Origin of the sequence: Streptomyces sp. NPDC058092 (assembly GCF_042884935.1) — a bacterium.
Lineage (GTDB): Bacteria > Actinomycetota > Actinomycetes > Streptomycetales > Streptomycetaceae > Streptomyces.
Map to the genome: position 1 here is coordinate 24,126 of NZ_JBHVSY010000039.1, position 14,658 is coordinate 38,783.

At 67.0% G+C, this 14,658-nt stretch carries 15 protein-coding genes and 2 pseudogenes; 6 read left to right on the forward strand and 11 right to left on the reverse strand.

Annotation, left to right across the window (positions count from 1 at the left end):
* The first annotated feature begins 378 nt into the window (after positions 1-378).
* Positions 379-885, forward strand: coding sequence for a CS1 type fimbrial major subunit (locus ACFVV1_RS38005; RefSeq protein WP_389999393.1), 507 nt, complete (start codon positions 379-381; stop codon positions 883-885).
* Positions 886-1,110: 225 nt separating this feature from the next.
* Positions 1,111-1,227 (forward strand): annotated as a pseudogene (locus ACFVV1_RS38010) (IS5/IS1182 family transposase); the annotation flags it as partial.
* Positions 1,228-1,450: 223 nt separating this feature from the next.
* Here ACFVV1_RS38010 and ACFVV1_RS38015 read toward each other — a convergent pair.
* Positions 1,451-2,551: a hypothetical protein gene (locus tag ACFVV1_RS38015; RefSeq protein WP_389999396.1), complete on the reverse strand. Its 1,101-nt coding sequence runs from the start codon at positions 2,549-2,551 to the stop codon at positions 1,451-1,453.
* A gap of 78 nt (positions 2,552-2,629) precedes the next feature.
* Positions 2,630-2,761, reverse strand: a pseudogene (locus ACFVV1_RS38020) (IS5/IS1182 family transposase); the annotation flags it as partial.
* Positions 2,762-2,875: 114 nt separating this feature from the next.
* Here ACFVV1_RS38020 and ACFVV1_RS38025 point away from each other — a divergent pair.
* The 4 genes from ACFVV1_RS38025 (at position 2,876) to ACFVV1_RS38040 (ending at position 5,770) form a co-directional block, all read left to right on the forward strand.
* Positions 2,876-3,091, forward strand: coding sequence for a hypothetical protein (locus tag ACFVV1_RS38025; RefSeq protein ID WP_389999398.1), 216 nt, complete (start codon positions 2,876-2,878; stop codon positions 3,089-3,091).
* Between the two features lie 60 nt (positions 3,092-3,151).
* Positions 3,152-3,910 (forward strand): SDR family NAD(P)-dependent oxidoreductase, encoded by a 759-nt coding sequence (locus ACFVV1_RS38030; RefSeq protein WP_389999401.1) that lies wholly within the window; start codon positions 3,152-3,154, stop codon positions 3,908-3,910.
* Positions 3,911-4,067: 157 nt separating this feature from the next.
* Entirely contained in the window at positions 4,068-4,946 is an 879-nt protein-coding gene (locus ACFVV1_RS38035; RefSeq protein WP_389999404.1) for an ABC transporter substrate-binding protein, read from the forward strand.
* A gap of 92 nt (positions 4,947-5,038) precedes the next feature.
* Positions 5,039-5,770: an SDR family oxidoreductase gene (locus ACFVV1_RS38040; protein ID WP_389999406.1), complete on the forward strand. Its 732-nt coding sequence runs from the start codon at positions 5,039-5,041 to the stop codon at positions 5,768-5,770.
* A gap of 246 nt (positions 5,771-6,016) precedes the next feature.
* On the opposite strand, the gene ACFVV1_RS38045 is transcribed toward ACFVV1_RS38040, so the two are convergent.
* The 9 genes from ACFVV1_RS38045 to ACFVV1_RS38085 form a co-directional block, all read right to left on the reverse strand.
* Entirely contained in the window at positions 6,017-6,445 is a 429-nt protein-coding gene (locus ACFVV1_RS38045) for an RHS repeat-associated core domain-containing protein (RefSeq protein ID WP_389999408.1), read from the reverse strand.
* Positions 6,446-6,722: 277 nt separating this feature from the next.
* Positions 6,723-7,700 carry a terpene synthase family protein gene (locus ACFVV1_RS38050; RefSeq protein ID WP_389999411.1) on the reverse strand — a complete coding sequence of 326 codons (978 nt, stop codon included), beginning with the start codon at positions 7,698-7,700 and terminating at the stop codon, positions 6,723-6,725.
* Positions 7,697-9,061, reverse strand: coding sequence for a cytochrome P450 (locus tag ACFVV1_RS38055; RefSeq protein ID WP_389999413.1), 1,365 nt, complete (start codon positions 9,059-9,061; stop codon positions 7,697-7,699). Before ACFVV1_RS38055 ends, ACFVV1_RS38050 begins: the two co-directional genes overlap by 4 nt.
* A 61-nt stretch (positions 9,062-9,122) precedes the next feature.
* On the reverse strand, positions 9,123-10,676 hold the full coding sequence (locus tag ACFVV1_RS38060; protein WP_389999416.1) for a prenyltransferase/squalene oxidase repeat-containing protein: 1,554 nt from the start codon (positions 10,674-10,676) through the stop codon (positions 9,123-9,125).
* A 47-nt stretch (positions 10,677-10,723) separates the two neighbouring features.
* A complete protein-coding gene (locus tag ACFVV1_RS38065; RefSeq protein ID WP_389999418.1) occupies positions 10,724-11,803 on the reverse strand; it encodes a polyprenyl synthetase family protein in 1,080 nt (359 codons plus the stop codon).
* A gap of 160 nt (positions 11,804-11,963) precedes the next feature.
* Positions 11,964-13,256, reverse strand: coding sequence for a cytochrome P450 (locus tag ACFVV1_RS38070; RefSeq protein ID WP_389999420.1), 1,293 nt, complete (start codon positions 13,254-13,256; stop codon positions 11,964-11,966).
* Positions 13,253-13,873 carry an ATP/GTP-binding protein gene (locus ACFVV1_RS38075; RefSeq protein ID WP_389999423.1) on the reverse strand — a complete coding sequence of 207 codons (621 nt, stop codon included), beginning with the start codon at positions 13,871-13,873 and terminating at the stop codon, positions 13,253-13,255. The genes ACFVV1_RS38070 and ACFVV1_RS38075 overlap by 4 nt, the downstream gene beginning before the upstream one ends.
* A complete protein-coding gene (locus tag ACFVV1_RS38080; RefSeq protein WP_389999425.1) occupies positions 13,845-14,228 on the reverse strand; it encodes a DUF742 domain-containing protein in 384 nt (127 codons plus the stop codon). The genes ACFVV1_RS38075 and ACFVV1_RS38080 overlap by 29 nt, the downstream gene beginning before the upstream one ends.
* Complete coding sequence (locus ACFVV1_RS38085) at positions 14,225-14,656, reverse strand: roadblock/LC7 domain-containing protein (RefSeq protein ID WP_389999428.1); 432 nt, start codon at positions 14,654-14,656, stop codon at positions 14,225-14,227. Before ACFVV1_RS38085 ends, ACFVV1_RS38080 begins: the two co-directional genes overlap by 4 nt.
* Positions 14,657-14,658: the final 2 nt, after the last annotated feature.

A 14,658-nucleotide genomic window follows, 5' to 3' on the forward strand; every position in this document is an offset into this window, starting at 1 on the left:
CCCGGGGAAGCAACGGCACGCTGACCGAACTTCCGGTTCCCGTACGCGACGAGCGGTCGCTGACGCAGTGGACCGGGCGGACCGCCGAGCCCGCCTACAACGTCGTCCACCAGTACACGCTTCTGCGCGAGCAGATCACCGGGCGCCTCGCGCCGGACACGGACGGCGTTCGCGACTTCCTGCACGCCGTCCGGCGCCACCGCATATCAATCGGTGAAGGTTCGCTGTCACAGGACATGCATCCGGTGACAGCGAAGGCTGCGTAGGCGCCATCGAATTTTGACGGACGCAACTGTGTGCGATTGAAGTTTGAATGGTCCATCTGCCACAGAGATTCACATGCGCGTGACTTTGCGCCACGGGCCAAGTTGACCTGGCATGACGAGTACACCCCGCCTCTTCGCCGTGGCAGCCCTCGCCGTCGCAACGGCCGCCGCCTCAGCCTCCGGCGCCGTCGCCGCGCCCCAATCCGACGACGTTCCCGCCCCGGTCCACGTCTCCGCGGCCATCCCGAGCAAGCAGTTCCATGTCCAACCCAGGGACCCCGACTTCGGCAAGGACGAGGTCATGTCCTACAACCCCCTCTCGGGTGAACTCTCCTCGCTCAGAACCACATACGACGTCAAGAACACAGAGGACAGCGTCCACGCCTGCATCGAAGGGGGCCCCGCCTCCCTCTACAACGGGTCGGACGCCATCGCGTTGACCAACGCCTTCAACCACGTGGCATTGACAGCAACACCTCAAGAGGTCGTGAACGACGCAGAGTCCACCCCCGGAACGCAAGCCGACATGGTGATCGCTGCCGCCAAACCGACCGCCACCCAAAACGGGCTCTACACGGCCAATTACACACTCATCTTCGACGCCGTTCCCCGCGGGTAAGCCAGAAACCAGATCCCACACGACGGCGTTCCACGCGGGCCGGCGCGGGACGATACGTTCCCGCCGGCCCCACCACGCGAGGGCGTCAACAGCACCCCGTGGTGAATGCGTCCGCCACGCGCGCGGCAGACGGCGTAGGTAGCAAAACCCCTGGTCACGACAGCAGGCGGCTCACCAGATCGGAGCCCCGTCCGGGCCCTTCACGTAGGACGGGATCCACGTCCGGTGGTGCCGGAGGCGCCGTCGCGGCTTCAGAGTGATGGCCGGCGGCGCCGTGACCAGGAAGTGCTGGCGGCGATCGTGTTCGTGGAAACGCCGGGGTACACGTGGCACCAGGTGCCCGCTGCGCCGCTCGGACTCGGCGTCGCCCGGACCAGCCGCCTCGGACTCGTCCAGCTTCTGGGCATCGTCACCGGTCCGGGCGCCGAACGGCCAGGGCAGGCGGCCAGGCAGTGCGAGCCCGTGGATGTGCTGGAACGGCAACGGCTTCCTCGGCCGAGATGACGAGGAAGCAGTTGGCATGCGGTCTGTGACCGGCGTTCAGGCCGGCGTGGCCGGGCCCTTTCTACGGGGCTGCGCCTATGGCCTTCTTCGTCGCGGTCTTGCTCTGGTAGGGGCAGGCGAGCTGGTGCAGGATCTCCTGCGCCAGCAGATCCTCGGGCCCCTTCAGCGCGTCCGCCAGCTTCCGGTCAGCGGGGAACACCATCTCCGCCGCGACGTTGTCCTGCACGATCCGGGCCACGTTGTCGAGCGCGACGAAGACCGGGTCGGCGGGCAGTTGGGCCGTCGGCAGGTCGATCAGGTGCGAGTCCGCCTTCGCGGGGTCCATGAACTGCTTGACGATAACCGAGTTCTGGTTCAGGGCGGACGTCGTCCAGATCGACAGAACGACGATGTACAGGCCGGGCCAGTCCTCCTTGCCGACCTTGCCCCGCCACCGCTTCATGAGGTCTTCCACGCCATCGATCTGCGCCTGCGCCGCGTACCTCATGTTGGTACCGACAGCGTCGTTCAAGCCCCCCGTGAAGTTCTCGAACGACTTCACGTCGAAGGAACCGCGCTGCACGGACTCGTTGATGAACGTGAGCGCGACGTCGAGGATCTGCGTACTCGACGCTTCCAGCTCCTGCGGCAGGTGCGCGTTGTCGAGCTGCTGTCGGGCGGTGGTCAGGGCGGTGCCGAACGCCTGAAGTGGGCTGACCCAGTCGCTCGTTCCGGGCCCCTTGAATGCCACCATGTCCACGTCGTGCTCGTCGAGACGGGCGGAGCTGGGGAGGTCCGGGATCCGGTGGCTCAGGTACGGCGCGGTGATCGAGTAGATTCCCAGCGGAGCATGGGCGATCGACTTGGCCAGCTCGAAGATCTCGGAGACAGGGTGCAACGACTCCTGCTCTCCGTTGTGGACGAGGGTGTACAGGCCACCCCGGTCGTCATTCTGAACGACGATGACCGGGCTGAGACGCTTGATCAACTCGGCCCGGAGCACGTCGTAATGCTTCTGCGTGCCGGTATCGACCGCGAAGATTGCGTTGCGGGCCTGGAGCTCCAGGGCCGCCGAGTCCGGTCCCGGATTGCTCTCGTCTGCGGATGCGGCCTCAGTGCTGCCGAGAAACGCCATGGCACCGACTGCGGTGGCGGCGCCGAGGAATCTTCTACGCGTGCTCACTTTCCGTCTTTTCCCCGTTCGAGATTCGATCATTCACGTGCACGCGCCCACGTGAGGGTGACTGACCCTTTTCCAACCTCACGTTGACGCGTGATGAAGGACGAGAACGGCCTGGGCGATCGCGGTGATGCGGTTGGTGCTGCAGCGGAGCTTCCGCAGGAGGCGTCAGCCCTTCGGGGTGGCCATGGCCTGCTCACCGAGGCAGCGGATCAGTCATCCCGTCTGATGGTGCGTGACATGCCGCTGATGGCGTAATAGGAGCTTTGATCCGTTTGGGCGGGTCAGTCTGGGTGCGTTGATCACGGTCGTGTCAGGAGTCCGTGGGTGTACAGGTCACGTGAGTGGGTCTTCGAGCGGATCCGCCGGGATCGTCAGTTGGATCCGTCGGTGTCGGGGCGGGCGTTGGCCCAGCGGTACAAGGTGTCGTGGAACACGGTGGCCAAGGCGCTGTCCTCCCCGATGCCCTCGAAGCGGAAGAAGCCGCCGCCCGGCACGAGCGTGCTGGAGCCGGGCGATCCGCCCAGCACACCCCGGCATTGACGATGAACAACTCCGGGCGGCCAAGCCGACGGCCCGCGATGATGAGCAGGAGAGGGGCCCGTGACTGGGGAAACCGGCAGGGTGGCATTGGTGACAGGGGCCAGCAGCGGAATCGGTGCGGCCACCGCGCGCCTTCTGGCCGCGCGAGGGATGCGCGTGGTGGTCAACCACCTCCGCAGCGGCACGGCAGCCGACGAGGTCGTGGCCGACATCGAGGCCGCAGGCGGCCAGGCCATGACCGTGCAGGCCGACGTGCGCCAGGCAGCGGCGGTCGAGAGCATGATCGAGCAGGTCCAGGCGGCATGGGGCGGCATCGACGTGCTCGTGAACAACGCGCTCACCCCGTATGTGATCAAGCCGTTCCAGGACATGACGTGGGAAGAACTGGGCGGCAAGATCGACGACGAGATGCGTGCGGCGTTCACGGTCACCAAAGCCGTCCTGCCCGCCATGACCGAACAGGGCTGGGGACGCATCATCTATCTCGGCACCGGCCTCAGCCGCCAGCCCCGGGAGGGCATGATCGCACTGGGCACGGCCAAGGCCGCACTGACGCAGTTCGCCCGGTACCTCGCCCAGGAACTGGGCCCGCTGGGCATCACGGTCAACGTCGTCGAGCCCGGCCCGGTGGACGACACCCCCATGGCGGCGGATGTGTTCGACGACGAGCACAAGCAGCGGCAGGTGGCCGCTACCCCCCTGGGCCGCCTGGCACACCCGGACGACGTCGCTCAAGCGGTCGCCTTCTACACCGGCGAGGACAACGCCTTCATGACCGGCACCACGGCCGCGGTCAACGGCGGGATGTCCATGTACTGATGCCCCGCTGTCCTGTGCACACGGGGCCATGCCGTCCCGGTCCCGCCGATGGCTGGACCGCATCCGGCACACCGTGACCTCAGCACCATGGGCCGCAGCGGCCGGGCCCGCGCCATGCACGGGCGCATAGCGGCGACACGATCAAGGAGAAACCTTCATGTACACGATCGATCTCGCCTACGTCGGGCGGGGCCTGCACGAAGAACTGGTCGCCCACATCGCCGACCAGAAGGGCTACTACGCCGACGAGGGCGTCCACGTCGCGCTGCGCGACGGCTGCTCCTGGGACGAGGAACGGCTGCGCCACGGCGCCACCATCGGGCTCGGCCGGGCACTGCTGTCCCGACTGGCCGATGGCATCCCCTGGATCGCACTCCATGTCAACACCCACCGCCCGCTGTTCTGGTTCCTCGCCCGCCCCGGCCTGACCTCCCTGGCCGACCTGGCCGGCCGACGGCTGGCGGTACACGCCCCCCACACCGCACCCGGATGCTTCGCCCGGATCGTGCTGCGCCAGGCCGGCCTCGACCCGGACCGCGACATCGACACCATCGTCCGCCCGCCCGGCGACTACGGCATGGACCTGCGCCGGCTGCACGACGGCAGGATCGACGCCGCCCTGGTCGGCAGCACCATGGCACCGGAGGCGATAGCCGCCGAGCACGGCTGGCAGGTGCTGGCCTGGGTCGGCGACCACTTCCAGATCCCCACCGTGGGCGTGGCCGTCGACCCCACCCGTATCCACCCGGACGACCCCGCGGTCCAGGCCGTCGTACAAGCCCACCGGCGCGCCCTGCAGGTGATCCACAACGAACCCGACACCACGGTGCGGCACATCCAGACGTTCCTCGGCCGGCACACCGCAGACGAAGCCCGAGCCCACTACGAGACGTTCATCGCACCGTATTTCACCACCGACGGCCAAGCCGACCTCGCCGTCGGCGCCACCGCGATCACCGCGGTCGCCGCCGAACTGGGCGTCCCCGCCACCGTCACCGCAGCCGAGTTCTACCGCACCGCAACCACCACGCCCTAGGAGCCCGGCGACGCCGGCGCCACCGTTATCCAGGCAATCAGAGCCTCATGAGGTGTATATGGGGCGTCAATCATCGAAAGAAGGCGCATGCCATGAAGTTCGCAGTCATCGGCGGAACCGGGCTGATCGGGTCACGGGTCGTGGAGAATCTGAACGCGGCCGGGCACCAAGCCGTACCGCACTCCCTGTCCACAGGCGTGGACATCATCACCGGCCAGGGGGTGGAGGCGGCCGTGGCGGGTGCTGACGTCGTCATCAACCTGACCAATTCCCCGACCTTCGACGACGCCTCGCTCGCCTTCTTCCAGACTTCGATGGACAACCTTCTTGCCGCGAGCGAGAACGCCGGGGTCGGGCACTTCGTCATCCTCTCGATCGTCGGAGCGGACCAAGTGCCCGATCTGGATTACTACCGGGCGAAGGTGCTTCAGGAAGACATCCTCAAGGCCGGGCCGATCCCATATTCCATCGTCCGCGCCACGCAGTTCATGGAGTTCATGGACGCGACCCTGTCCATGACCACCGACGGCGACACCGTCCGCCTGCCACGCACGCCGATCCAGCCGATCGCCGCCGCGGATGTCTCCGGCATTGTCGCCGAAGTCGCCGCAGGCAGCCCTTTGAACGGCGTCGTCAGCATCGCAGGTCCCGACGTCTACCCCCTCGACGAACTCGGCCGGCTCACCCTGACCGCCAAGAGCGACGGGCGCTCTGTCGTCACCGATGGCACCGCCGGCATGTTCGCCGCCGTCCACGGCGACGTCCTCACCGCCCGAAACGATGCCCGCATCGCCCCCACCCACTACACCGACTGGCTCTCCTGAATCAGCCCCCCTTCAGCAAAACCACCGAGTGAGGGGCGGACAGGACGGATCGGAACGCCCTGGCGCCCGGTGAGCATGCGGGCGAAGGAGCGGACGTGGCCGGTAAGGGCGCCGAGTCCGGGGCAGTTGGCCAGGACAGCCCGGTGGATTGAGCTTGCCCGCCTCCGTCCCCTTCTTCGCGTCGGTGATCTCGGGGCGCAGACACGCGTACACACCGGTCGGCCGCCCCAGATGATCCAGGCGTCCTTACCGGATGGATCCGTCCCCGTCATGGCGTCCATCCTGCAACGCTTCGGCGCGAGCCGAGGGGACCCGTCCACACCCACGGGCTGACGACGTAGGTGGAGGGATGGGGCGCCGGCGCGAGCCCCATGGGTCCGTGCTGGTGAAACGGGCGGTGCCGGGGGCGTAATAGCGGAAGTAGTTGTAGCGCAGGCCGGTTTCGGGGCCGGCGTACTGCCCGGGGAATCGCAGGGGCGTGCAGGCAGTGGCCGAGGTGTTCCAACCGGTGGTGCCCCAGCACGTGGAGCGGCTGCGCGGAGCCGTCTCCCCGTGTGGGGAGACGAGTTCGGTGGGCGTGCCCACCAGGTCGGTGACGACGGCGAAGAAGCGGGCGCCGACCTCGTGTCTCCGGGCGGCCGGCGTTCGTACTGCGACAGCGGCCGGATGGTTCACCGCAGGTGCTACGACGCCGCCCGATGGCGGGCAGGGGCCAACGGTGGCAGCTGACCCAAGGTCTGACCGTGCCTCCGGGGCCCCGCCTCAGCGACCCAGTCGTCGACTCATTCAACTCGGCCGGGCTCGACACGCCGGAATTGCGGCGACTGTGGACCTGCGCTGTGCTGCCCTGCAGACCGCGCAGGTCACCGTGACCGTTTCACTGCCGCACCCGTTCGAACGGAACCTCCTCGTGATCGATAGGTTACGGCTTCTCAGGGCATAGGGGGCATGGCTAACGCTCGTAGCGGGCGTGCCCTATGTGCCACACGTAGGAGGCTGCGACGGCTTCCACGGCGCGAGCGTGATCCGCCAGTGAGTTCTTGCCGTTGACGGAGAGTTCGGTGATTCGAAGGCGTGCGGTGGAGGCTTGGTCTTCACACATGCGCGAGGCCTGGCGGAATGCCTCTTCGAGGTCGCATGCGTGGTGTTGGATGAGCAGTGTGGGCAGGCTCAGAGGGTTCGGGCCACCGCGTTCTGCTTCTTTTGCGTATGAGGCGAGGTCGTTGATCCACCCGGCCAGGTCGGCAACGGCGTTCTCCAGTTCCCGTACTGCCGTCGAGGCTCGCTGGTTCTCGGTGAGTTCGTACTTGAGGACGACTTCCGCGGTTGCCATAACGGTCCGGACGAAGACGGTGTGCGGGCGCATCGCGCGATAGTCGTTCAGGGTGACCTGGTCGGGCCTGTCGAGGTGGTGGGCTTCCCAGAGGATGCCGAAGAGGTTGTCCCGCAGGTGCGCGGTGAGTCGTAGGTATTGCGTGGGTGTGGCCTGTTCCCGGAATCGGTGGAGGAGGTCTTGCAGTGCGGCGGTGTAGGCGTTGGTTTCGCTTGCAGGCTGGTCATGGCCGGCGAGGACGTGGACGCATTGACTGATGCGGCGGGCCAGGCGGGCGGTGTCACGGGCTCCTTCGGTCTCGCCGTGTGTGTCGTCGAACGCGGTGAGCCACAGGAAGAGATCAGCGCAGAGGAAGACGCCGTCCTGGTCGGCCGCCGGCAGGACGCGGGCTACTCCCTGGGCGGTGATGTTGCAGAGGGTCTTCAGTTCGTTCGGTGAGCTGACCAGGGGGAAGCTGTGGAGCCAGAGGGCGGTGTGCTGCTCGATGGCTTCGGCATGGGGGCTGATTGCGAAGGGGCCGGGAAAGGAACCTTGGAGGTCTGGCGTGGGGAGGGGGGTTGTGGGTGAAGGGAATGTGGTGTGGGGGGTGTTGTTCATGTGGTGGCTTTCGTGGCTGTGCGTTTTCTGGGTTCGGCGATCATGTCGAGGGTTGAGGGGTGCACGGTGATTTCTGGTACGGGTCGGGTGGTTGTGCCGGGTACTGGTTTCAGTCGCCAGTGTGATGCGATGAGTGCGGTGATGACGGTGGTTTCCATGAGGGAGAACTGGTCGCCGATGCACATTCGTTTGCCGACTCCGAATGGGATGAATGCTCCTCTGGGTGGTTGGGGGCGTTCGGGCAGCCAGCGGTCGGGGTCGAATCGCAGCGGGTCGGGGTAGAGGTGGGGGTCTCTGTGCATTGCGTACGGGCTCCACATCACGTCTGTCCCTGCGGGCAGGTTGAACTGGCCGAGCTGGACGGGTGCGGTGGTCCGTCGGGTCAGGATCCAGGCGGGGTTGTGCAGGCGCAGGGTTTCGTCGATGAGTCTGCGGGTGAAGGTGAGCTGGGGAATGTGTTCGGCGGTGAGTTCGTTTCCGGCGAGGACGGTGTCGACTTCTTCGTGGAGTCTGCGTTCCAGTTCCGGGTTGCGGGCGATTTCGTGGAACAGCCATGCGAGGGTGACTGCGGTGGTTTCGGAGCCGGCGGCGAGCAGGGCGGTGATCTCCGCGGTGATCTCTTCGTCGCTCAGGTTTTCGCCCGTTTCGTCCTGGACGGTCATCAGGAGGGAGACGAGGTCGTCGTACGTGTCGGGGCCGGCCCGGTGGTCGGCGATGATGCCGGCGATGGTTTCGTGCAGGACGGTGTTGGCGGTCCGGGCTCTGCGGTTGCCGCGGGTGGGCAGTCGCTCCAGTGCGGGGATGGGCACCATGGCGTGGGTGAGGGCAGCTTTGAAGACGGTGTCGACGCTGTCGAGGATGGTCTGTGCAGGCCCGCGTTCCGGGTTCGAGGAGAAGAGTGCGGCCATGACGACTCCCTGGGCCATGAGCTGCATTTCGTTGCACACGTGGAGGATTTCCTGGTCGCGCCAGGCCGAGACGGAGGGTTGTGCTGTGGCCCGCATGGTCTCGATGTAGCCCTTGACGTGTTCTCGATGCAGGGCGGGTTGCATCAGGCGGCGCCGTTTCAGGTGGGGTTTGCCTTCTGCGACCGGCAGGGGGTCTCCGCCGAAGATTTTGAGTTTGTCGAAGAGCAGTCCCTTGCTGAAGTGGTCGGATTTGCGGGTGAGCATCTCCTGGAGCAGCTCGAACGAGTTGATCACCGTGATGGTCTTTTTCGGGCCGATGACGAGTTGCACGATGGGCCCGTAGGTGCGCAGGCGCTGGACGTAGGCCAGGCGGTCTGTGAGCAGAGGCAAGGCGTGTCCGATGAGCGGTATCCGCCCGGGGGCGATCGGCGCAGTACGTAGGTCGGCAGTCATGTGCCCGTCTCTTTTTTCTCGCGTGTGGTTTGTGCGGTCCCTGGGTGTGATGGCGCTCTGTTCAGCTGTAGCGGGTGCGCAGCATCTCCTGCGCAGCGAGTACCTCCGCTTCGATCACTGCGGTGGGTGCGTACAGGGTTTTGTCGTGCCACAGGGCGGGGTGCTGGTGGCTGGGGTGCGAGGCGGCGCGCAGGTATGTCTCGGCGAGGTCCAGGGCCCGGGTGTGCTGTGGCTGCAGTGTGGGGGCGCTCAGCAGGATTTTGACGGCGTATGCGGTCTCTTCGACGGTGCTGTCCCATACGCCCCAGGAGCCGTCGGCGCGCTGAGTGTCCGTGGTCCACGCGGCGGCGTTCTGGAGGGCCTTGGATGCGTGGTGGCTGCCGTACTGGGCGAGCGCGGTGACGCACCGCCCGGTGGCGTAGTAGGGGGAGGCATGCCATTTGTCGGTCCAGTGGCCTTCGGGCTGCTGCTGGCCGATCAGCCAGTCGCACAGCTTCGCCGCTCGGGGGCCGTATGTGTGCTGTGCTGCCGGGCAGTGCCGCAGGTAGCTCACGAGGGCCTGGAGGGCGTGGGCGTTCGCGGTGACCGATCCGGTGTCCTCGCCGAGGTAGCAGTCGTAGTGGCTGCCGTTGTGGAACAGGTCCAGCGGTGCCGGGTCGTGGGGCAGGCCGGTGAGCGAGGAGACCAGCACCGCCATGGCGCTGTCGTCGGCATCGGTCATGAGGCCGGGCGCGCCGCGCACGCCTTGAGGATCGTAGATCTCCTTCGCCCACCTGCGGATGGTGGGAAGAGCGGCAGTGGGCAGATGGGCGCGCGCCAGTGCGGCGGCGAGCCATAGCCGTTCGACCACGCGCAGGGGTGCGGCCTCGGGGAAGAGACCGTCGTAGCGCTGCGCCACTGCGGTGAGTTCGGTGATGGCCTGAGCGGTGGTGGAAGGTGATCGCGTTGCCCGTGCCGCGGTGGCGGCCGGCGAGCTGCCCAGCAGGCCTTCGGTGTCAGGGACGAGAGACGGCGGTATGTAGCCGGCTATGCCTTCGAACGTGTGGTGGAACTTGACGGGCAGGCTGCCGGCCGGCTCGTACCGTCCGGCCACGGAAGCAGGTGCCGAGGCGTGGAAGCCGCCCGGAACCGGCAGCCGGGGGCCACTGATACCCGGCATGTCCTCGCTGGTGGTCAGGGAGCCCAGATTCTCGTTGATGCCGGCTACCAGGCTGGGTACGAGTATTTCCGCTGCAGCCGTGTCCGGCCACGGGCATACCGGTGGCAGTGCGCGCAGTGCGTCCAGGCCCCTGTTCGCCGCGGTCGTGAGCCGGCCGGTGACTTCTGCCGGCGCGGTGCCCCTTCGCAGGACCGCCAGCGCGGCCTCCACCGCGCTGAGTGTCGGCAGGAGCCGGTAGGGCAGCGGTCCCTCCCCCCAACTGCCGTCGGGGGCCTGCTGTTCCAGCAGGTACGTGATCCGCCGTGGCTCCCCGGGCAGCCACGGCGCTGCCGACAGGACACGGGCCGTCTCGTACAGGGAGGGGCCGACGCTTCCCCATGTGTCCTGGTCGGCCCTGGCCACCAGGCTGGTGGCTCGTTCGGTGTAGGACGTGCCGATGGGGGTGCTGATGCTCACGGGGTGACTTCCTCCTCGGGGTTGTGATTGCGGTGTGCGGCGATGCCTTATGTCTGCCTGGCCGTTGCGTCCAGGGCGAGCCGGCGCAGGGAGGCTGTGGCACTTCCCGGGAAGGGGGCGTTGTCCAGGGCGGTGAGAGCGGCCGCCCGTCGTGCAGTGATCATTTCCTCCACGGTCTGTCGGGCACCGGTGGAGTTCAGGATCGTGCGGACCGCGGCGGCGTGTTCCTCGTTGAGGTCGCTTCGGCCGACGAGCTCGCGCAGTGTTTTCAGTTCGGCCGTGGAGGCTCGCTGGACCGCGAGCGCCATCAGGACGGTGGCCTTGCCCTCGCGCAGGTCGTCCAGTACTGGTTTGCCTGTCTTGGCGGGATCACCGAAAACCCCGAGCAGGTCGTCCCGCAGCTGAAACGCTTCTCCCAGCGGTATGCCGAAGGCGGTGCAGGCATCGAGTACGGGCGGGGTCGCTCCGGCCACTGCCGCCCCTATGTGCAGGGGCCGTTCTATGGTGTATTTAGCCGTCTTGTATCGAATGACGTGCAGTGCCGTATCCACGTCGCCGGCCAGGCGGCCGGTGGTCTGCAGGTCCAGGAGCTGCCCGTACATGACCTCGCTGCGCATGTCGGCGACCAGGGGCAGCACCTGTGCCAGCCGCCCCGGGCCGAGGTCCGCTGTGCGCAGGAGTTCATCGGACCACACCAGGGCCAGGTCTCCGAGGAGGACGGCCGCGCCCAGACCGTGCGCCTGGGCCCTGCTGCCCGGGCCGCCGCTGTCGGTATACGCGGTGGCCAGTGCACGGTGGGCGGACGGCCGGCCGCGGCGGATGTCGCTGTCATCCATCACGTCGTCGTGTACCAGGGCGAACACCTGGAAAAGTTCGAGGCTGGCGGCGGCACGAACGGCAGCGGTCATGTCGCCTGTTGCTCCGGCGGCTTGCCATCCGTACAGGCACAGCAGGGACCGCAGTCGTTTTCCGCCGGTCAGGAGTCCGCGCAGGGCGGTGGTCAGGTAGAGCAGCTCGGTTCCTGGCGCGGCACTTTCCTTGGTGTCCAGGAATCCGGTCAGAGCCGCGCCCACCTTCTGTCGTAGGGAAGAGAGGTCGGGCAGTGCGGTGGGAAGGGTTTGTGTCACCGGCGGTTGATCCTCTTTCGTTCGAGAACCGTTGTCGCGGTTCCGTTGTTGCAGAGGGCGGGGCCACGGACACGCCTCTCCTCCCTGGGCTGTCGTGGGGCCGGCCGGTTCCCGGGCGGCACCACCACGACGCGACGATCGAGCGCAGGTGATACGGCTTCTACGCCTTGGTGCTGCCTGACGCCGGGGACAGTGGCGCGTCCCGCCCGGGGCCGGAGGGGCTCCGGCTCCAGGGGGTGGCCCCGTCGGCGTCGGGGGTCAGCGGGGTGAACCGGGCCGGGAGCGCGGTGAGCGTCCGGTAGACAGCCCCGGGGCGGTAGGTCAGCTCGTCGGCGGGAACGTCCAGTTCGATGTCCGGCAGGTAGGTCAGGAGCCTCTCGATCGCGGCGGTGGCGATCAGCGTGGCGACGTCACGGGCGGGGCACGCATGGGGCCCCGCAGCGAAGGCCAGGTGCGCCTTGTTCCCGGAGCGATAGCCGTCCGTCGGCACGCCCGAGTGGGGGCAGGCGTTGGCGGCGGCGTACGACACCATGACGGGCGAGCCTGCGGGCAGGTGAGCGCCGTGGAAGGTCACGTCCTTCTTGGGGAGGTGGACGCTGTAGTTGGCCAGCGGCGCGTCGTGCCACAGCGCGTCATCGATGGCGTGCTGGATGGGCAGGCTCCCGGTGGTCAGGGTGCCGAAATAGCGGTCGTCGCTGAGCATGCGGACGAGCGTGTTGGCGATGAGGTTGCACAGTGGCTCGTTCCCGGCCCCGAGGGTGATGAGGATCTGGTGGACGGCCTCTTCCTGGCTCAGCCCATTGGGATGATCGATGAACCAGGAGGTCAAATCGTGGCCGCGCTTCGCCGCCTTGGTCCCGTAGAGGGTTTCGAGGTAGGCGCCGAACGACTGCCCGCCCGCTGCCTGTGTCTCCGGATCGCTGTCCATCATCGCCCCGAGCGCCCACACAAGCCGCGGGCCCTCCTCGTCCGGCATACCGAACAGCGCATTGAAGAGCATCAGGGGCAGCTGCTGCGCGTACTGGCGGACGAGGTCGACCGTCCCGGTATCAGCGAATTCCTGGAGCAGCGTGTCGGCGTAGCGGAATGTCAGGACGCGTACGTCATGGGGATCCAGGAGACCGAAGCTGTCCGTGATCACCCGTCGCAGGTGCGCGTGTTCCTCGCCGTCGGCGTAGAACAGACTCGGCCGCCACTCCACCAGGGGCCGGATCGGGCTGTCCTCCGGTACCTGCGGCAGCCAGCTCCGGGTGTCCTTGGTCCACGTATCGGTGTCCTGGAGGAGGTCGAGGGCGGCCCGGTAGTCGGTGACCAGGTGGACCACGACACCGGGGGCCACCTCGGCTACGCCGACCGGCCCCTGCCGGCGCAGCAGTTCATAGCTGCGCTGCGGGTTCGCGGCGTGTTCGGCCCCATGCAGGGACACGGGTGCTTCGGCTGGTGTGAGCGTCACGAGGCTTCGACTCCGGCAACGGATATGGAATGGGCGGTCAGTTGGATGAGGGCGTTGAGGCCGCTGTTCTTCTCCCGTGCGTCACAGGTGACCAGCGGGGTCTCCGGGGCGAGGTCGAGCTTCGAACGGATGAGCTCCAAGTCGTATGCGGGTGAGTCGGGGAAGACATTGACAGCGACGGCGTACGGCAAACCGCGCTCCTCGATGAGTTCCATCACCTCCCAGGAGTCTTTGAGCCGCCGGGTGTCGACCAGGACGAGGGCACCGAGTGCTCCGAACGCGATGCCTTCCCACAGAGGAAGGAAGCGGCGCTGCCCGGGAGTTCCGTACAGGTACAGAACGATCTTGTCGCCCGGCAGGGTCAGACGGCCGAAGTCGATGGCGACCGTGGTGGTGGATTTGTCACGCAGGACATCGTGGCTGAGGTCATCGGTAGCGACCGCCGCGTTCGTCATGACCTCGTCGGTGTGCAGTGTCGGAATCTGCGACAGCGACTTGACTACGGTCGTCTTGCCGATACCGAGCGGGCCGGCAACGAGGATCTTGATCCTTCGGTGTTCTCCCTCGGGCAGGTAGACGGGAGGCGAGCTAGGCGGCAAGGAGAGCGTGGAGTCCACTCAGAACCTCTTCCAGGACTTCTTTCGACGGTCGGCCATCGTTCGACGCGCGCAGAGCGTCCGGAATCGGAACGCTGGCTTTTAACTGACCGTCATTGACAAGTTGTTCGGCAAGCACCAACGTCACGCTGACCGGGAGGCCGAGATAGCCGGCTAGTTCGACGACGCTGAGAGATCCGCCGGTGAGCAGCTCGACCACGCGCTGGTGCACCGCCGTGTGGTACCTGGCGAGGGGCAGACCACTGGCACGCAGAGCGGCCAGCGAATCGAGGGTGCCCGAGAGGCCGGCGCCGGGGCTGGTTCCGGTCGCAAGGTAGGCCGGCAGCAGCCGTCGCTGTTCCTGGCCGCGGCTCATGACGCTCCGTCGCCGGTACGGGCGGGAACGGACATGATCTGTTCCCCGAGTTTCATTGCCTGGCGGGCCATGGTGGCCGCGACCACCCCCATGGGCATGTCCTCATCGCCCGCTGCCGCGATCAGGGTGTTGGTTCCTTCGCCGACCGGCATGACCATGTAGGTACCCCGATCGTTGTGTGAGGTGACGGTCGTGAGCGGAGTGCTTGGAGGGGCTCCCAAAACGGCGTTGGTGGCGGCGCGAGAGGCGGAGTGCAGCGCGGCAGTCATCGCACCGATGCCGTCTGCCTCGTCCTTGGTGAGGTTCTCGGAGGTGACCTGGACCATCCCGTCGAGAGTCATGGTCAGGGCGTGCCGGACACCACGGATTTCGGTGATGGGCTTCAGGACCCACGCGGACGGGCCGGTCTCTTCGCGGGCTTCAGACATGG

What these genes read in the sequence shown, in the direction of transcription:
- ACFVV1_RS38005 (WP_389999393.1), top strand. Translation starts at nt 379, where the DNA reads ATGACGAGTACACCCCGCCTCTTCGCCGTGGCAGCCCTCGCCGTCGCA.
- ACFVV1_RS38035 (WP_389999404.1), top strand. Translation starts at nt 4,068, where the DNA reads ATGTACACGATCGATCTCGCCTACGTCGGGCGGGGCCTGCACGAAGAA.
- ACFVV1_RS38040 (WP_389999406.1), top strand. Translation starts at nt 5,039, where the DNA reads ATGAAGTTCGCAGTCATCGGCGGAACCGGGCTGATCGGGTCACGGGTC.
- ACFVV1_RS38050 (WP_389999411.1), bottom strand. Translation starts at nt 7,700, where the DNA reads ATGAACAACACCCCCCACACCACATTCCCTTCACCCACAACCCCCCTC.
- ACFVV1_RS38055 (WP_389999413.1), bottom strand. Translation starts at nt 9,061, where the DNA reads ATGACTGCCGACCTACGTACTGCGCCGATCGCCCCCGGGCGGATACCG.
- ACFVV1_RS38080 (WP_389999425.1), bottom strand. Translation starts at nt 14,228, where the DNA reads ATGAGCCGCGGCCAGGAACAGCGACGGCTGCTGCCGGCCTACCTTGCG.
- ACFVV1_RS38085 (WP_389999428.1), bottom strand. Translation starts at nt 14,656, where the DNA reads ATGTCTGAAGCCCGCGAAGAGACCGGCCCGTCCGCGTGGGTCCTGAAG.